At 47.5% G+C, this 17013-nt stretch carries 17 protein-coding genes; 8 read left to right on the forward strand and 9 right to left on the reverse strand.

All coding sequences use genetic code 11. From position 1 onward, the window contains the following. The first annotated feature begins 45 nt into the window (after nt 1-45). Both M3629_RS10185 and M3629_RS10190 read left to right on the forward strand, forming a co-directional pair. Nucleotides 46-729: a Crp/Fnr family transcriptional regulator gene (locus M3629_RS10185; protein WP_251505441.1), complete on the forward strand. Its 684-nt coding sequence runs from the start codon at nt 46-48 to the stop codon at nt 727-729. A gap of 120 nt (nt 730-849) precedes the next feature. Next, nucleotides 850-1275 carry a YlbF family regulator gene (locus M3629_RS10190; RefSeq protein ID WP_251505443.1) on the forward strand — a complete coding sequence of 142 codons (426 nt, stop codon included), beginning with the start codon at nt 850-852 and terminating at the stop codon, nt 1273-1275. 86 nt (nt 1276-1361) lie between these two features. On the opposite strand, the gene M3629_RS10195 is transcribed toward M3629_RS10190, so the two are convergent. Together M3629_RS10195 and M3629_RS10200 are read right to left on the reverse strand one after the other, a co-directional pair. Next, a complete protein-coding gene (locus tag M3629_RS10195) occupies nt 1362-2087 on the reverse strand; it encodes a ZIP family metal transporter (RefSeq protein ID WP_251505445.1) in 726 nt (241 codons plus the stop codon). 223 nt (nt 2088-2310) lie between these two features. Continuing rightward, complete coding sequence (locus M3629_RS10200; protein ID WP_251505447.1) at nt 2311-3060, reverse strand: YwiC-like family protein; 750 nt, start codon at nt 3058-3060, stop codon at nt 2311-2313. Nucleotides 3061-3116: 56 nt separating this feature from the next. Between M3629_RS10200 and M3629_RS10205 the strand changes: the two genes are divergently transcribed. Continuing rightward, entirely contained in the window at nt 3117-3818 is a 702-nt protein-coding gene (locus M3629_RS10205; RefSeq protein WP_251505448.1) for a Crp/Fnr family transcriptional regulator, read from the forward strand. A gap of 191 nt (nt 3819-4009) precedes the next feature. Here the strand turns inward: M3629_RS10205 and M3629_RS10210 are convergent, their stop codons facing one another. The 6 genes from M3629_RS10210 to moaA all read right to left on the reverse strand — a co-directional run bounded on the left by M3629_RS10210 (nt 4010) and on the right by moaA (nt 13208). Next, the gene (locus M3629_RS10210) at nt 4010-5521 is read right to left on the reverse strand and encodes a nitrate/nitrite transporter (RefSeq protein ID WP_251505451.1); all 1512 of its coding nucleotides are present in this window, start codon (nt 5519-5521) and stop codon (nt 4010-4012) included. After that, entirely contained in the window at nt 5522-6235 is a 714-nt protein-coding gene (gene narI / locus M3629_RS10215; protein WP_251505822.1) for a respiratory nitrate reductase subunit gamma, read from the reverse strand. A gap of 14 nt (nt 6236-6249) precedes the next feature. Beyond that, on the reverse strand, nt 6250-6906 hold the full coding sequence (gene narJ, locus M3629_RS10220) for a nitrate reductase molybdenum cofactor assembly chaperone (RefSeq protein ID WP_251505453.1): 657 nt from the start codon (nt 6904-6906) through the stop codon (nt 6250-6252). 17 nt (nt 6907-6923) lie between these two features. Continuing rightward, the gene (narH, locus tag M3629_RS10225) at nt 6924-8396 is read right to left on the reverse strand and encodes a nitrate reductase subunit beta (protein ID WP_251505455.1); all 1473 of its coding nucleotides are present in this window, start codon (nt 8394-8396) and stop codon (nt 6924-6926) included. Continuing rightward, entirely contained in the window at nt 8386-12102 is a 3717-nt protein-coding gene (locus M3629_RS10230) for a nitrate reductase subunit alpha (RefSeq protein ID WP_285888538.1), read from the reverse strand. The genes narH and M3629_RS10230 overlap by 11 nt, the downstream gene beginning before the upstream one ends. Before the next feature lie 104 nt (nt 12103-12206). After that, nucleotides 12207-13208: a GTP 3',8-cyclase MoaA gene (gene moaA / locus M3629_RS10235; protein ID WP_251505458.1), complete on the reverse strand. Its 1002-nt coding sequence runs from the start codon at nt 13206-13208 to the stop codon at nt 12207-12209. Between the two features lie 320 nt (nt 13209-13528). Here moaA and M3629_RS10240 point away from each other — a divergent pair, with 320 nt between their 5' ends. From M3629_RS10240 to M3629_RS10260, 5 genes are read left to right on the forward strand one after another with little or no spacing between them, the layout of a single operon-like run. Next, on the forward strand, nt 13529-13762 hold the full coding sequence (locus tag M3629_RS10240) for a DUF2249 domain-containing protein (RefSeq protein WP_090917009.1): 234 nt from the start codon (nt 13529-13531) through the stop codon (nt 13760-13762). A gap of 17 nt (nt 13763-13779) precedes the next feature. Then, on the forward strand, nt 13780-14157 hold the full coding sequence (locus tag M3629_RS10245; protein ID WP_251505460.1) for a hypothetical protein: 378 nt from the start codon (nt 13780-13782) through the stop codon (nt 14155-14157). Further along, on the forward strand, nt 14150-14803 hold the full coding sequence (locus M3629_RS10250) for a DUF2249 domain-containing protein (RefSeq protein WP_251505463.1): 654 nt from the start codon (nt 14150-14152) through the stop codon (nt 14801-14803). Before M3629_RS10245 ends, M3629_RS10250 begins: the two co-directional genes overlap by 8 nt. A 13-nt stretch (nt 14804-14816) precedes the next feature. Beyond that, complete coding sequence (locus M3629_RS10255) at nt 14817-16049, forward strand: hypothetical protein (RefSeq protein ID WP_251505466.1); 1233 nt, start codon at nt 14817-14819, stop codon at nt 16047-16049. Between the two features lie 25 nt (nt 16050-16074). Then, the gene (locus M3629_RS10260) at nt 16075-16374 is read left to right on the forward strand and encodes a metal-sulfur cluster assembly factor (protein ID WP_145413227.1); all 300 of its coding nucleotides are present in this window, start codon (nt 16075-16077) and stop codon (nt 16372-16374) included. 225 nt (nt 16375-16599) lie between these two features. On the opposite strand, the gene M3629_RS10265 is transcribed toward M3629_RS10260, so the two are convergent. Next, nucleotides 16600-16941, reverse strand: coding sequence for a cupin domain-containing protein (locus M3629_RS10265; protein WP_251505469.1), 342 nt, complete (start codon nt 16939-16941; stop codon nt 16600-16602). Nucleotides 16942-17013 lie beyond the last annotated feature (72 nt).

Genomic DNA, 17013 nt, shown 5'->3' on the forward strand with positions numbered 1-17013 from the left:
TACATCAAACTATCCATTTCGGAAATATAACGAGGTGACTACAAGATGATCTGTGACCATCAGAAAAATGATCCCTGTTTCACCAAAGTTTCGCTTTTTCAGCATTTGGATCCTGCGGACGCTGCATTACTGACCTCTATTCTCCATACCCGCAAATATCATAAAGGCGAAAATATCGTTCAAGAAGGCGAACGTTCGGATACCCTTTTTGTGATCCATCAAGGCAGTGTAAAGCTGTCCAAGTATAATGAGAATGGCAAAGAGCATATTATCCGCTTTCTGTTCTCCGGCGATTTTTTCGGACAGCATTCGTTGCTTCATCAGACACCGCATCAATCGAATGCGGAGGTTCTTGAGACCTCGTCGATATGTTCTATCCGCAAAGAGGATTTCGACCAATTACTTGAGCAAGACCCCAAACTTGCTTACCATTTCCTGCTTGCCATCACCCGTCTGCTCAATGAGACCGACGAGTGGAACAGCTCCCTCAGCGCTATGACGACGGAGCAAAAAATTGCAAAGCTTCTTCTTGATTTCCATAACCGGAATCATGCCAACCCTGAGATCCGACTGCCTGTTTTCAAAAAGGATATAGCCTTGCTCTTAGGAATTACTCCAGAGACGTTAAGCCGGAAATTAAACATAATGCAACATCAAATGCTGCTTCAAGTAAACCGCAATGAGATTCGGATTCTGCAGCTACAGGAGTTGAAAGATATGATCTCCTGATCGATTCGTCTGCTTGCATATGTAAACTATTTAACCCAGGTTGTGAGTATCGTCACAGTGAACGTCTGATTTACAGTATAAAGTGAATAACAAGAAAAGAATTTTCAGGAGGCTAACCTTATGACGACTACCGTTGTTAAATTGGACAAACAACTCATTATGCATAAAATGCAGGAGCTATGCTCCCTATTGTTACAGGATGAAGGCTACAAAGAGATGCGTGAGATGATCGACCAATTTGCCGCAGATGAACAAGCGACAGAGCAGTATGAACGCTTTATGGAGAAACATCAGGCACTCGAAGAGAAAGAACGTCAAAATATGGAGTTGCTCGAATCCGAGATCAAAATCTATGAAGAAGAAGAACGTGCGCTCTACGATCATCCGCTGATCCGCAGATTTATCTATGCACAGCGTGAATTCAGCCAATTGCATCAGCAGATCAGCAACTATTTTACTAAATCCGTTGAATTAAATCGTCTGCCCGAAGCCAAAGAACTGGGTAAAGAAGCTTGTGGCTGCGGCGGAAGCTGCTCGGGTCACTAATTTCTACTTAACTTTTAAGCAAGATCAAGCTACAAGAAAGAGTATCCTTAACTCAGAATGGCTCTGAGGGGATACTCTTTTTTCGATTATATATCCAGCAGTAAAGAAACCAGTAGTCCCATCGATGCGATTAACCCTACTACAGGGCCCCCTTCTTCGAAAGCCTCAGGCATCATCGTCGAACAAAGCATGGCTATAATGCCTCCTCCCGCAAAAGCACCGATCACTGCTCCCATCTCCTTCGGAAGTTGCTCCAGAAACAGATATCCGCCTAAAGCGGCAAGTGCAGAGATCAGTAATACACCAAGCCACATCAATAGAATTTTGCTTTTGCTATATTTACTATTCTTCAGTCCCACTGTACTCGATAACCCTTCAGGAATATTGCTGACAAAGATCGATACCACCAGCACCGCACTGACACCATTACCTGCCAGCAAACTGGCACCCAGCATGATGGACTCGGGAATGGCATCCATCACTGTACCTGCGAATATGCCAAGCCCGCTTTGCTGGCTTGAATCCTTCTTGCTGGAACGTTTCCGATTGGACCCGCCTTTGGCCGAGATGAGCCAATCAAACAGGGTATATACCACAGCTCCTGCGGTAAAACCGATAGCGGTTGGCAACATGCCCCCATCATTCAAGGCGTCTCCAAGCAGCTCAAACGTTGCTGCACCAATAAGCGTGCCTGTTCCAAATGCCATAATCCAACCGATAACCCTTTTCGGAATCTTCATGAATAAGGCGGCAAGCGCACCGATTACAACCGCTGAGGCAGAGATGCCGCCCCACATCAATGCAGTCCACATTAGGGTAGCCCCTCCCTTGTTCCAGATTGTTTTACCTCCCATTAACCCGGGTTGACAGAATAAAAACAATCACATGGTTCAGTGGACTTTATTTTCACGAAATAATCGCTTAAACGAGCCCTTCTGCTCTGTAACATTCATCATCATTTCGTGTCAATCCAATGACGTGTGACCTATATCACCTGATGTGGACTTAAATCACGCTATGATAAAATGATGTCATTTACAGCAGGATGAACCAGAGCAGGAACTGTACCGCTCCAATGATCTCGATGATCCCTACCTTCATGGGACGCAGGGTTTGACCTGCATATCGAAATGCCCGCGCAGCGGAATAAACGTAAGCCAGCCCCATCCATGGGTACCCAACGATAGCCGGAATAAATAGCAGTATAACATGCACAAGACGTGACAACCTGATCCAGCGAGGATTGTTGCGTTCCCGAAAGACGGATTTCACAAAGAACGTGCTTCCTGTAAAATGTAAAAAGGAAAATAATACTACGATCAACATCCCATAATCCCATTTACCACTGCCGACTAAATAAGCTGCTGCCCCGCCCAGGGAGAACACCAGCATCGCACAGAGATCATTCGTGAGAGATCTTTCGGCCTTATGTCTCACATGCCAGATGTTCACCAGAAGCAGTCCTACGAGCATAGGACCGAACCATAATAACGATGATTGACCAACAACGGCCGGGATGAGACAGACCAAAGCTACCGCGCCGTATATGGCCGCCCATGTATACAAGCGGTGCCGATTCGCGTTACGTTTGAGCGATTGTAGTAAAGGATATGCGGTCAGATATAGCCCAAGCCAGGCTATGAAGAGAGGCACATGAAGCCACTGTGGGCTGCTTGCCACCACACCGACGAGAAAAGGTACACTGACCATCGCCCACCCACCGTGCTCATGAGGAATAACGATTGGTTTTAAATTCGTACTTGCATTGATTTTCAATTCAATCATAACCTCCTATCCGATTTACCATTACAAAATTAGAGCTTTAGAGAGGATGAACTCTTATGACCCGGGTAAATAAAGAAAACGCAGCAGAATTTCTGCAGCAATTCCCTATTTTTCAGGATCTCAGTCCCGAAGAGTTGAAACAGGTTGAAGAAATCGCCATATCCCGCAGCATCAGTAAAAAAACAGTCATTTTTAGTGAAGGTAGTGAAAAAGAAGCGGTGTTCTTTATCCGCACCGGTATTGTCAAAGCGTACAAAACGGACGAAAACGGACATGAACAGATTGTCTCCTTTCTCAAAACAGGCGATATGTTCCCACATACCGGATTTTTCAATGCTCATCCATATCCTGCTACCGCTGTTGCGATTACGCCGACAAGTCTGCTAGCGATCCCCGTCCGGCATTTTGAACGACTTATGCTCAGCACACCTTCGATTGCCATCAAAATCATGCGTGTACTCGGCGATAAAATACGCGAATTACAAGATAGATTACAAGTGCTTTCGGGTCAGGATGTGCGCAATCGTGTGCTCTCCTTTCTTCTCATGCTGGCAGAACAGCACGGTCAGCAACAAGCAGATAAGATCATCATCAATCTGCCCATGACCCACCAGGAATTTGCCAATTCCATTGGAACGACTCGGGAAACGGCCAATCGATTGCTGAACCAGCTCTCCAAAGATGAGTTGCTTGAGGTTGATCGCAGTCGCATCATCATTCATAACCTGCAAGCGTTGAAGGAACAACGAGACGCATGAGCATAACGATAAACGCCGCATGCATTTTGCTTATTCTTACTTTTTTCTTCTTACTTCTTACCTCTTCTTCTATCCGAGTATGGAGACTGCCACTTGTGCAAAAAGAGACCTTAACTACTGTAAATCAAGTTAAGGTCTCTTGCTGTATGTTGGATCACTTTTTTAAAACCTGTTCCGTTTATGTGATTTGCTCAGGCAATCGTAAGATCGGGTTTACTCATGTCACTGAACATACCGGCGTAATATTTGACTTCCCCAGCTTCATTACGAATCGCTGTAATACTAAGCCATTCCTGATAGACCTCACCGTTTTTCTTCCGGTTCCAGATCTCTCCCTGCCAGTATCCTTTGTCACGCAGTTCCTGCCACAACTGATCATAGAACTTTTTATCCTGCTTGCCTGATTTCAACATGCTTGGCTTCTGCCCTACCGCTTCTTCAGCCGTATAACCTGTAACTGCCGTGAAGGCTGGATTCACAGAACGAATAACACTGTTCGTATCTGTCACCAGAATCGCTTCAATTGTATTCTCCAAAATGCTGGCAGACAGTTGAAGTTTCTCCTGATAGAACATCCAGATGACAAGCACGAGACTTACCAGTGCAATCTGGGATAACGCCATGAATCCAATCGCATAATGCCCTGTCATACTGTACAACAGTGTCAGCATCAGTGGAGGGAAGAAACCACCCAAACCACCCATAGCTGAGATCATACCATTCGCGATACCCGCTTGTTTGACGAAATACATTGGCACTAATTTGAAAATCGTACCGTTGCCTGTCCCTGCGCAAAGCGCTACAGTCAGACAGCCCACTGTATAGATATAGAAGGATGGCGCGAAAGATAACACAATCGCCGCTACTGTCAATCCGCCAAATACAAACATTAATATTTTGAACGGATTAAATTTATCACCCAGCCATCCTCCAACTGGACGCATGATTGTTGCGACCAGGATAAATCCTGCGGTGCGAAGTCCGGCATCAACCTTATCCATCTGGAAATTGGTTACGAGGAAGTTCGGCAAGTAGACGGTGAACGCCACGAATGAACCAAACGTTAGGAAATAAAAAAGACACAAGAGCCACAGTTTATTATTGCGTGATACGTCTTTTAGCTGCTGCATCAGAGGAAGGGTGACACGTGTTTCTTTTTTGTCTCCCAAAACAAAGTTGAGTGCCGCCATACCAATTAAAAGAATACTGTAAAATAATACGGTTTTGGACCAACCCACCTGGGCAGCAACCAAAGGAGCTCCAAACGCCGAAAGCGCCGTACCCAGGTTACCAATACCATAGATCCCGTTAACAAAACCGTGACGCTCTTTGGGATAATACTTCGGTAATGAGGTTACGCCAACAGAGAACACCGCTCCACCGATCCCGAGGAAAAATCCCCCAATGATCAGATCACTGAAAGATGTTGCACGGCTTACCCACCATACGGGGGCGAGTAACAATACAAAGCTGATCATGAAAATGTTACGTGCCCCGTATCGGTTCGTCCAATACCCAATCGGAATACGGGCAATCGAACCGATCAATACTGGAATCGCCGTTGCCCAGGCCAGCTGTGATGACGTAAGTACGATGTCTTCTTTAATGAAAGGCATGAGTGATGACAGAATCACCCATACCATGAAACCGAGAATCAGACTTGCGGTTTGCAAGGGCAGTTGAACTTTACCTTTTTGCTGCATTTACATCGCCCTTTCCTTTTGTTGTTCTTGATTCTGATTCGGATACACGGCTCCGTCTCTTCTGCGATACAGCACGTAGCTACGTCTGAGATATCCGAGAGGCATACTCAGCATGTGAACGAGACGTGTGAATGGGAACACACAGTACAGCACAAATGTAAGTAAAATATGAACTTTGAAGTTCATTGGCACAGTCTGCATTAGAGCCGGATCAGGTTGGAAGACCAGAAGCCCACGCAGCCATGGATTAATCGTCGTACGATAATCAAACCCACTGTGGTTTACCGCATTAGCGGATGTTGCCAGAATGCCAGTTACAATAACAATGATCAACATGGCGAGGGCTAACCAATCGCCAACGCTGCTTGTCGCGCGCACTCTACGAGCCGTATAGCGGCGTACCAATAGAATAACCAAACCGGCAAATGCAATAATTCCTGCCGGTAATCCGCCGAACACAGCGCCCATATGATAGGCTTCGTCACTCAGACCGATCCAGTGGTAAAATTCGATCGGTACAAGCAAACCGGCAATATGTCCGCAGATGACGGCGAAAATGCCGATGTGGAAGAGTAAACTTCCCCATCGCAGCAACCGTTTCTCCAGCATCTCACTTGACTTGGATGTCCAACTAAACGGATTGGTTACATATCTCCAGATGGTCGCTGTGATACAAAACACGATGACCATATACGGGAGAGCACCCCATAACATGAATTCCAGTGTACTCACCGACTGCCCCTCCTCATCAGCTCAACGATCTCGTTCAGACCGCCAAGCGGTTGTTTCTGTTCTTCTTTGCTTGGTTCAGGTACGTCCGAAACAGACGGCTCGGGCATCACCTGTAACATCAGCGTAAGGAGCGGCCCGTACGGACTGTTTTGTCCTGCAATGCTTTCGGTCATCGATACCAGTGCTTTATGGCAACTGTCCAGAACTCCAATGGCATCCTGCTCCGGAGCCTCGGCAATGAATTCAAGCACCATGGGCAAGTAATCCGGGAGTTCGGTAGCTTCCATATAGAAACCAGCCGCTTCATATCTGCGTTTCAAATCAATCAGTGCTGGCCCGCGATCCCTCTCATCGCCATGCAAAGCATACGTCAGATAGAGATTCGATTTTTTATCAAAGTCAAAAGAACGAACATACGCGTCTTGCCACCGTATGGCATCTAGAGCCTGAGCACTACTGATGAAGGTTAACACGGTCTGCTTCACTTCTTCATCAGAGATCGAAAGAACAGCTTCCTGTACCCCTTGTAATCCCTCTCTCCACTCGGTATCCGGATATTGCAGCAGATAGGAGATCAGTTTGCAGACCATTCGTCTTGTTTCCGTGTCGTACACCGGCTTTACGATTGGTTCTGGATGTATATCAATTGTCATCGTTGTTGTCTCCTCTCCTATGAGAATACGCCGCAAGAACCCGGGCCGCCTGCGAAGTCAAGACCGCAGCTGCCTTGTTCACTGAAGAGATCCGCCACTTCCTCACGGTGAGCTGGCGGGATCACAAAACGATCATCGTATTTCGCGATAGCGAGCAGACGATACATATCTTCAACTTCCTGCGCACTCATGCCTACCATATCCAGCAGGTCGGACTCACTTGTTTTGCCGGTTTGCTGGTTACGCATATGAATACGCATGACAGCCATTTTGCGCAGTACTTCACGAATACGTCCTGTATCTCCAGCAGTAAGCAGGTTCGCCAGATATTCAACCGGAATACGCATGTTATCAATCGCCGGGAAAATATCGTTTGCTTCGAGCGAGCTTCCTTGGCCTTCTACCCGGTTCGTGATCGGGCTCAGCGGCGGAATGTACCATACCATTGGCATCGTGCGGTATTCAGGGTGCAGTGGCAGTGCGATCTTCCAGTCAATCACCATTTTGTAGATCGGGGACTGCTGCGCTGCTATAATCCAGTCCTCTGGAATGCCTGCTGCCCGTGCTTCACGGATGACTTCAGGATCATTCGGATCAAGGAAAACATCCATTTGTGACTCATACAGATCCTTTTCATTCTCAACCGATGCTGCCGCTTCAATGCGGTCTGCATCATACAGCATCAGACCGATATAACGGATACGCCCAACGCAAGTTTCGGAGCAGATCGTTGGCAGACCCGCTTCAATCCGCGGGAAGCATAGTGTACATTTTTCGGCTTTGTTCGTCTGCCAGTTGAAATATACTTTTTTGTAAGGACAACTGGATACACAGAATCTCCATGCACGACAAGCATTCTGGTCAACCAGTACGATACCGTCCTCTTCCCGTTTGTACATGGCACCTGATGGACAAGAGGACACACAAGACGGGTTCAGACAGTGTTCACAGATTCGCGGCAGGTACATCATAAATACCTGTTCAAAATCCATTTTGATCGATTCCTCGACACCTTTCATGTTCGGGTCTTCCATCCCCGTTATATGAGCACCGGCGAGGTCATCTTCCCAGTTTGGACCCCATTTGAGGTTCATGTACTCTCCCGTGATTTGGGATTTCGGTCTTGCGACCGGCTGGTGTTTTTTCTCCGGACTGTTGGTCAGTTTTTCGTAATCATAAGTCCAAGGCTCGTAGTAGTCGTCAATCGTTGGTTGATCCGGGTTGTGGAAAATGTTAAGCAAACGTCTGGCACGTGTACCGGATTTCAGCTCCAGCTTGCCATTTTTCATCTCCCAGCCGCCGCGATAACGCTCCTGATCCTCCCATTGTTTCGGATAACCGACACCTGGTTTCGTTTCGACATTGTTAAAATACATGTACTCTGCACCTGGACGATTCGTCCAGGTGTTTTTGCATGTAACGCTGCATGTATGGCATCCGATACATTTGTCCAGGTTCATGACCATACTGACTTGTGCTTTAATCTTCAAGCCAATCCACCTCCTGCAGTTTTCTAATGATGACGTTCAGGTCACGCTGGTTGCCTGTCGGGCCATAATAGTTGAAACCATAACTTAACTGGGCGTAACCACCGATCATATGTGTCGGTTTCACGTGAATACGAGTCGGACTGTTATGCGTACCACCGCGTGTCTGTGATATTTTCGTACCCGGAACATTAATATGGCGATCCTGAGCGTGATACATAAAGGCTACTCCTCGCGGAATACGGTGTGTAACTACTGCTCTGGCCACAACGACCCCGTTACGGTTGAAACATTCGATCCAGTCATTGTCCACCAGGCCGGCGTCCTCAGCATCTTCATGATTCATCCAGATCGTTGGACCACCGCGGAACAACGTCAGCATTGGCTGTGCATCATAGTACATACTGTGAATGGACCACTTGTTATGCGGTGTCATGTAGTTCAGTACGATTTCTTTGCCGCCCTCGATCGGACGTTTGCTGTTTGGATGGAACGGTGTATGTTTCAGAATCGGTTTGAAGGTCGCCAGCGTCTCACCGAACTCACGCAGCATCGCATGGTCGATATAAAACTGTTGTCTGCCCGTCAATGTCCGCCATGGAATCAGACGCTCTACGTTGGTTGTAAACGGTGAATACCGCCGTCCGCCTTTTTCCGATCCGCTGAATGCAGGTGATGTAATGACTGTTTTCGGTTTTGAAGTAATCTCATCAAATGTGAAACACTCCTCCGAGCGCTCTTCTGCCAGATCCTTCAAGTGCAGTGCCGTCTTCTTCTCAAGTGACTCCCACGCACGTACAGCCATCTTGCCGTTTGTGGTGGTAGAGAGCGTCAGAATTGCTTCAGCAACGTTGCGATCTGTACTCAGATCTGGACATCCTTGTCCAATACCATCTTTTCGGTTAACACCGAGAATGCCTTTCAACTTCTCATACTCCTCGGTTGCAGACCATGAGATCCCCTTCGTACCAATCGGTTTATCCTTCACATTAGGTCCGAGACTGATCATTTTGTTGTAAACCGCAGCATAGTCACGTTCTACCACATGAATATGCGGCATCGTTTTGCCCGGAATAGCTTCACATTCTCCAGCACTCCAGTCTTTGATCTCACCGTACGGCTGCGCGAGTTCATCCGGTGAATCATGCAGCAACGGTGTAGTCAAAATCTCCTTCTGCGGTCCGTCGAACTGCTGTGCAGCCATGTCGGAGAACACACGAGCAATCTCCTTGAACGTATCCCAGTCGGAACGGGATTCCCATTGTGTGGCTACTGCCGGGTTGAATGGATGCACAAACGGGTGCATATCCGTACTGCTCAGGTCGCTTTTTTCATACCATGTGGCTGCTGGCAGTACGATATCGGAATACATTGCTGTACCCGCCATCCGGAAGTCCATGTTGACCATAAGATCCAGCTTGCCTTCCGGAGCATGTTCCACCCACTCCACATGCTCTGGACGAAGTCCCAGATCATCATCATTCAACAATCCGTTCGTAGCACCAAGCAAATGCTTCAGGAAATATTCATGTCCTTTGCCTGAACTTGAGATAAGGTTGGCTCTCCAGACAAACAGCACACGCGGGAAGTTCGCCGGGTCATCAGGCTGTTCAATGGAAAATTTCAGATTTTTATTTTGCAGTTCGGATGCCACGTAAGCTCCGATCTCTTCATTCGTTTTTGCTCCCGCATCCAGTGCATCCTGATGCAAATCAATCGAGTTCCGGTTAAATTGCGGATAAGACGGAAGCCAGCCCATGCGTGCGGCCATAACATTATAGTCAGCAACGTGCTCGAAGCGCGGATCACCCTCAAGTGCCGAGGTCAGCTCTCCGACCTTAGTCTCCTCATATCTCCATTGATCTGTTGCAAAATAGAAGAAGGATGTGCCGTTTTGCAAACGCGCAGGTCCACTCCAGTCACGCGCAAACGCAATTGTCTGCCAGCCTTCCGCTGGACGTAGTTTCTCCTGACCTACATAGTGAGCCCAACCACCACCGTTAACCCCCTGACAGCCTGTCATCAATAGCAGGTTGATAATGGCACGATAGATGACATCCGAGTTGTACCAGTGATTGATCCCGGCACCCATAATAATCATAGAGCGACCTTGTGTATCCACGGCATTTTGTGCAAACTCACGTGCGATCTGAACGACGGTATCCCGGTCAACCCGGGTGATTTTTTCCTGCCAAGCAGGTGTAAATGGTTTATCCTCTTCCGCTTCTAGAACGACTCCTGCAACGATTTCAGTAGAGTCTGCTGAACGCGTCATTTCACGATCAACCCCATACTTCGCCAGCACGAGATCGTAAACCGAAGTAACCGTAATCCAGCGATCATCAACCCAGATGCGGCGAACCGGGATTTGACGTTCCATTACGTGACTTCCTTCGTCATCGAAGTAAGGCAGTTGCACGGTTACGAGATCATGGTGCACACCGAGCATGGAAAGTCTTGGATCAATCGGCTCGCCGGTATCCACCTGCTCCATTTTGAGATTCCATGTACCTTCTTCACCCCAGCGGAAGCCCATACTACCTTTTGGAATCGCATAGGATGCCGTATTTTCGTCATATACAAGGGTCTTCCATGCCATGTTGTTGCCCTGGATGCCCAGGTCTTCCCCTAGCAAGAAACGGCCTGCAATGTTTGCGCCATCCTTCTCTTCCACAATCAACAGATTCGGGAAGTCCGTATATTGCTTCGCATAGGACATGAAGTACTCCGTAGGATGATCCAGATAAAATTCTTTCAGGATGATGTGCCCCATTGCCATGGCAAGCGCGCCATCTGTACCTTGTTTTACGGACATCCATGTGTCTGCAAACTTCACATATTCCGCATAATCCGGACTGATGGATACCACTTTTGTCCCTTTGTAACGGGCTTCAGCGAGGAAGTGGGCATCCGGTGTACGGGTCATTGGCAGGTTGGAACCCCAGACCAAAATGTATCCTGAGTTGTACCAGTCACTACTCTCCGGCACGTCTGTCTGATCTCCCCAGATTTGCGGGGATGCCGGCGGCAGATCCGCATACCAGTCATAGAAACTGAGTAGTGGTGAACCCACCAGAGACAAGAAACGTGATCCGGCAGCATAACTGACCATGGACATCGCTGGAATCGGGGAGAACCCAATGATACGGTCGGGGCCGTAATCTTTGATCGTATGAATCATGGAAGCAGCAATAATCTGTGTTACTTCGCCCCATGATGCACGAACCAGTCCACCTTTACCGCGTACCGATTTGTATCTCTTCACTTTGACCGGATCATTCGCGATACTTTGCCATGCTTTTACTGGATCGCCATGAGTCTTCAGGGCCTCACGCCACATTTCCAGGAGCGCACCACGCACGTAAGGATGTTTCACACGTAATGGACTATATAGATACCATGAGAAGCTTGCTCCGCGCGGACATCCACGCGGTTCAAAATCAGGCATATCCGGTCCGGTTGATGGATAGTCCGTCGCCTGTGTTTCCCATGTCACGATGCCATCTTTCACATAAATCTGCCAGCTGCACGAACCCGTGCAGTTCACGCCGTGTGTGGAACGCACCACTTTATCATGCTGCCAACGACGGCGATACACATCTTCCCAGTCCCGGTTAACCGGGGACATCTCACTCCAGCCTTCCGCGTTTTTTTCACGTTTGGCAAAATACTTCAGTTTGCCCATCCAGGGCATGCTTTTGCTGCTCATTGTTGTCCTCCCACAATTGTGACCTGTTGATGCGATTTCGTACCCGAAATGAGTTCGAGATTGAACTGCATTCGAAGCTCTATTTGAAGCACTTGCTGCTCTTCCTATCCTCCGATCTGCGACATATGCCGCAGCGTAGGGGTTCCGTTAATCTGCTGCCCTTTTAAGGCTTTTACCATGTCATGAGTTTCGGGTTTGGAGCCGAGCGCTTTGTAAAATAAATCCTGAACCGCCTTGTTATCACCAACGAGTGATCGAACATTGTACTCATCCGACCAGTACAGACAAGGTTTAATGTTACCGTCAGCTGTTAACCGGAGCCTGTTGCAACTGCCGCAGAAATGACTGCTGACTGGATGAATCAGGCCAAACGTTCCAGCGGCTCCAACGATCCGGTAACTATCTGCCGGACCATTACCGTACACATCCCCGCAGCTTTCGTAATTCCAATTGGCTCCACAAGTGTTCAGTACATGTTCAAGCGGCAAATAACCCGACTTCCAACCCGTTCCGCTGTCTCCGATGGGCATGTATTCAATAAAACGAATATCGATCGGTTCCTCCAGCGTCATACGTAAAAAATCCTCTACCTCATCGTCGTTTACACCCTTCATCAGGACAACATTTAGCTTAATGGGCTTGAATCCAGCCTTCTGACTGGCTTGGATGCCCTCCAGCACACGTTGTACCTTACCGCCCCGTGTAATACGCGCAAATCGCTCCGGCTTGAGCGAATCCAGACTAATGTTCACGCGTGTCAGACCTGCAGCTTTCAGCATCTCGGCATGAGCTGCCAAAAATATGCCATTGGTTGTCAATGCAATGTCTTCAATCCCTGGAATAGCGGATAACATCGCAACCAGTTGATCCAGCCCCTTGCGAACGAGAGGTTCTCCGCCAGTCAATCGCAGTTTCCTTATGCCTAGCGGAGCAAGTGCCTGGACAATCGATGTAATTTCTTCATAGGACAAAATGCGTTCTGTCGGTTCAAACTGCATTCCTTCTTCCGGCATGCAATACACACACCGCAGATTGCAACGATCCGTAACGGATATACGCAAGTAATCGTGCACACGTCCAAAAGGGTCTATTAGTTTTGATTCCATACACGTACCTCCTTTCTCTCGGGTGCTGTCATGACATCGCTAAAGGAGAACACTCGCTTCCTCACATGTATTGTCAATCATGGGCTAAGCATAATGATGTCTGGCTTTGCTAACTGTGCAAAATATCACAAGAACTGAAACATAACGCACAGTTGCACATTTATGAAAGCTCCGCAAGCCTTTTCCGAACAGGATTTCAGTCCAAATAAGGCGAGATTATGACAAAAATAAAGGTGTGAGCAGGCTCACACAGCCCCGCTGTCTGCTTTTCTATAATCAAGTTGCAACACCACACTAATCCCAATTTGGAGGAATGACCCATGAACACATACGCTGCAACCATTAATGCCACAGAGTATCCACCTCATTTGAAACATAAAATTATCTTTGAAACGTTTGAAGCTCTTCAGCCTGAGGAAGCGATGTTACTCGTTAACGATCACGATCCAAAACCGCTCCGCTTCCAGTTTCAATCGACACATCCTGACGGCTTTGACTGGGAATATATCGAACAAGGTCCTATAACGTTTCAGGTCAAAATCACTAAACGATAGATTGGAGTTGAACGGGAATGGCGCATGTTGAAATCATGAACGAGACTACACTGCGTCTGACGCTGGGACTCGAAGATGCTGTATCCATGATTCAGATCGCTCAGCGTGAGCAGGCAGCCTATGCACAGGAGATCATTACGATTTACGAGAAAATGCCCGTGTTCGAATTCACTCATTTCTGCTTTTATGCCTATGACAGTGCGAGACTGTTTGAGCGTGTGCTTGAGATGGACCCCAAAACCTATCTCTCCTTCTCCCTGGATGCACCTGATTCATTCTTCTATGCCCTGTACGGAGGCATGGCCGCTTTATATGAATCTTCGATCAAGCTGGTTCAGCAGACGCAAGCAGCTACGGCAATCAGCACCGAAACGGATGTGAACGTTCATGCTTGAAACCGACGTTAATATTGTTGAACTGGACGTACGCCCTCATCTGAGCAAAAAACTGGAGCCTTTTCAGCTCATTATGGATACCGTTAAAGAACTGAAACACGAAGATGTATTGGTCCTGCATGCGCCGTTCAAGCCGACTCCATTGCTTGGCATTCTGAAAATGAAAGGATACTCCAGTACATCGGAGCGTCTGGAATCCAATCATTGGGTGACCACATTTGTGCATAAAAAAAATAAAACCGCTGCAGAGAAGATTTCTGAGGCGGTTCAATCCAATACGTTGGCTCGAACTGAATTAACTTCATCGTCGATTGAGGATTCGGGTTCAGAGGATGCCATGAATTCCTGTGAAGGGCAACCTCCAGCAATAGCTGAAACTTCGACATCCGAGGTCTTGTCAGATGAGCCCATAACACAGGAACTGAAAGAGCCAACCATTGTACTGGACAATCGCGGACTGGAGCCGCCCCAGCCAATGATGCGCACATTAGCTGCACTTGAACGTTGCAAACCGGGAGAAGTTGTACTTATTCATAATGACCGCGTACCCGTTTTTTTGATCGAGGAACTGAATCAGCTCGGTTGTCTCTACAGCGTTGAGGACCAGACGGATGGCACAGCCAAAGTCAGAATTGAAAAAGGGTAAGGGGGCGAAAGCCATGTCCAGGTTGCCGTTTCTTTTTATCATCACGGGCATCGTTGGATTTGTAATGTATCACGCCTTTTCCTTGCTCTCATTGACAGGCTGGCTAGGTGATGAATTAAGGGGACCCGAAGGCTGGTTTCATGCGCATTTGTTCGTACTCGGATGGGCCACCATGCTGGCGATGGGTGCCGTTTATCAGTTGATACATGTCATTTTACAAACGAATATATATAGTACAGTGCTTGGTTACTGTCACTATTTCTTGTTCACCGTCGGTGCTACAGGCATGTTGATTGGTTTTATTCGCACAGATGTAATCTGGATTGCAGGTTCAGCAACGCTTGCACTATCCGGCATTTTGTTATTTGGCTTGAACATGGGTATCACCCTCTACCGTGCTTCCATATGGAACCCTGTAACGATCAGTGCAGCGTGTGCCTGTCTGTACCTTGTACTTACCGGTTTATCGGGCATGCTGATGGGACTGAATTTTGCTTTTGGTGACTGGAATGGTCTGCATCAACGATTGTTTGGCGCACATATCTGGATGGGAACCCTTGGATGGTTTGGCATGTTAATTACCGGGTTCAGTTACAAAATGCTGCCGATGTTTTATTTGTCCCATGATTTCTCTATCCGATTGCAAAAGATGATTCTGGTCCTGTGGAATGCTGCTGTTATTACAGGAGTGATCGCATTCCTGACAGGTATCCAAGGTGGCTTGCTCTGGTTTGCGCTTTTGCTTTTGACAGGAGCATTAATCTGTTACGTATACCACCTGGAGCAAATTCAGGAGAAACGGCATAAAAGCAACCCTGGCCCCGGAATCCGCTGGACGGTCTATGTAAGCCGTGCCTTGCTCGTATATTCCATGGCTCTGTTAATCTATAGTGCGCAAGATGTAGAGCTACTCCTTGATTCACGCGTTGTGCTTCTGACTGGCTGGGTATACCTTGGAGGCTGGGTATCTCTGACGATCCTCGGGTATGCTTCCAAAATTGTGCCTTTTCTATGGTGGACCCACAAATACGGCAAGCTTGCCGGACGTCCTGGCACTCCACTCATGGCTGGCATGTTAAGTGAAAAAAGGATCAATCATGGAATACTTGCGATGGTCGCAGCCAGTCTGCTCTTAGTCAGCGGTATTCTGATTAATTTGGCGGAAGTGATGATGGTTGGCGGAACATTACTGTCTATGATCTCTATCGTGTATATTTCAAATATAGCCTTGGTATTCAGACGTTAACAAGATGGATTGGAGCGTGGAAAAGATGGAACAAACCTCACATTTACTCGAGTATTTAAAAGAAGTATATGACCCGGAGCTTGGTGTCAACATCGTTGACCTCGGCCTTGTGTATGAAGTAAAGGAAGAACCTGAGCGCATTCAGGTGCGAATGACGCTGACTACGCCAGGATGTCCGCTGCATGACACCATCGTTGGTGCGGTGAAATGGGTTTTACAAGAAAATACCGACAAAACCGATATTGACGTACAGGTGGTATGGGAACCGCAATGGTCTCCGCAGCTGATGTCCAGAGAAGCCAAAGAAATGCTCGGATATTTTTAAACAGGTGTTTATAATTAAGGATGTCGGCACAAGGATATATGTCCAAACAACTCTGTCTGATGAACATCAATACCCGAAAAAACGTACCCAAGCTCTGATCCAGTCAGGCCAAGGTGCGTTTTTGTATGTGTTCCTTTTCACACGGAAAGGAGAGGCACTTCACCAAAGAAAAAGAACTCCTCGCGGAGTCCCCATTCCCTATTATTCATCCGGCTCTATCGGATATTAGATATCCTTGGCGTAAGAAGCTTCCGGCACTTTATTCAATACCACGAACAAACGAACTTCCGCATCACTTGTGTTATGGAACGCGAATTCCGTCTCTCCTCCGCAGGATACCACATCTTCTGCCTGAATCTCATGCTCTGTTCCGTCCAGAATCAGTGTGCCCTTGCCTTCAACAACAAGCAACGTGAGGTCTGCACCGGGATGTTTGTGAACGGGAAGCTGTTGTCCTGGCAGAAAATGAAGCATGAAGGTTACACCGCCTCCTTGTTGAAACAACACCCGTTTCGTGAAACGGTCTGTACTGTATGCTTTAACTTCTTGTAATGACGTGATACTCATGATCATCATCCTCCTGTATTTGTTCTGGTTATGTATTCATCTTAACGCGAAAAAACCTGCAACTCCTTGATT

Origin of the sequence: Paenibacillus polysaccharolyticus, assembly GCF_023714295.1 — a bacterium.
Taxonomy (GTDB): domain Bacteria; phylum Bacillota; class Bacilli; order Paenibacillales; family Paenibacillaceae; genus Paenibacillus; species Paenibacillus polysaccharolyticus_A.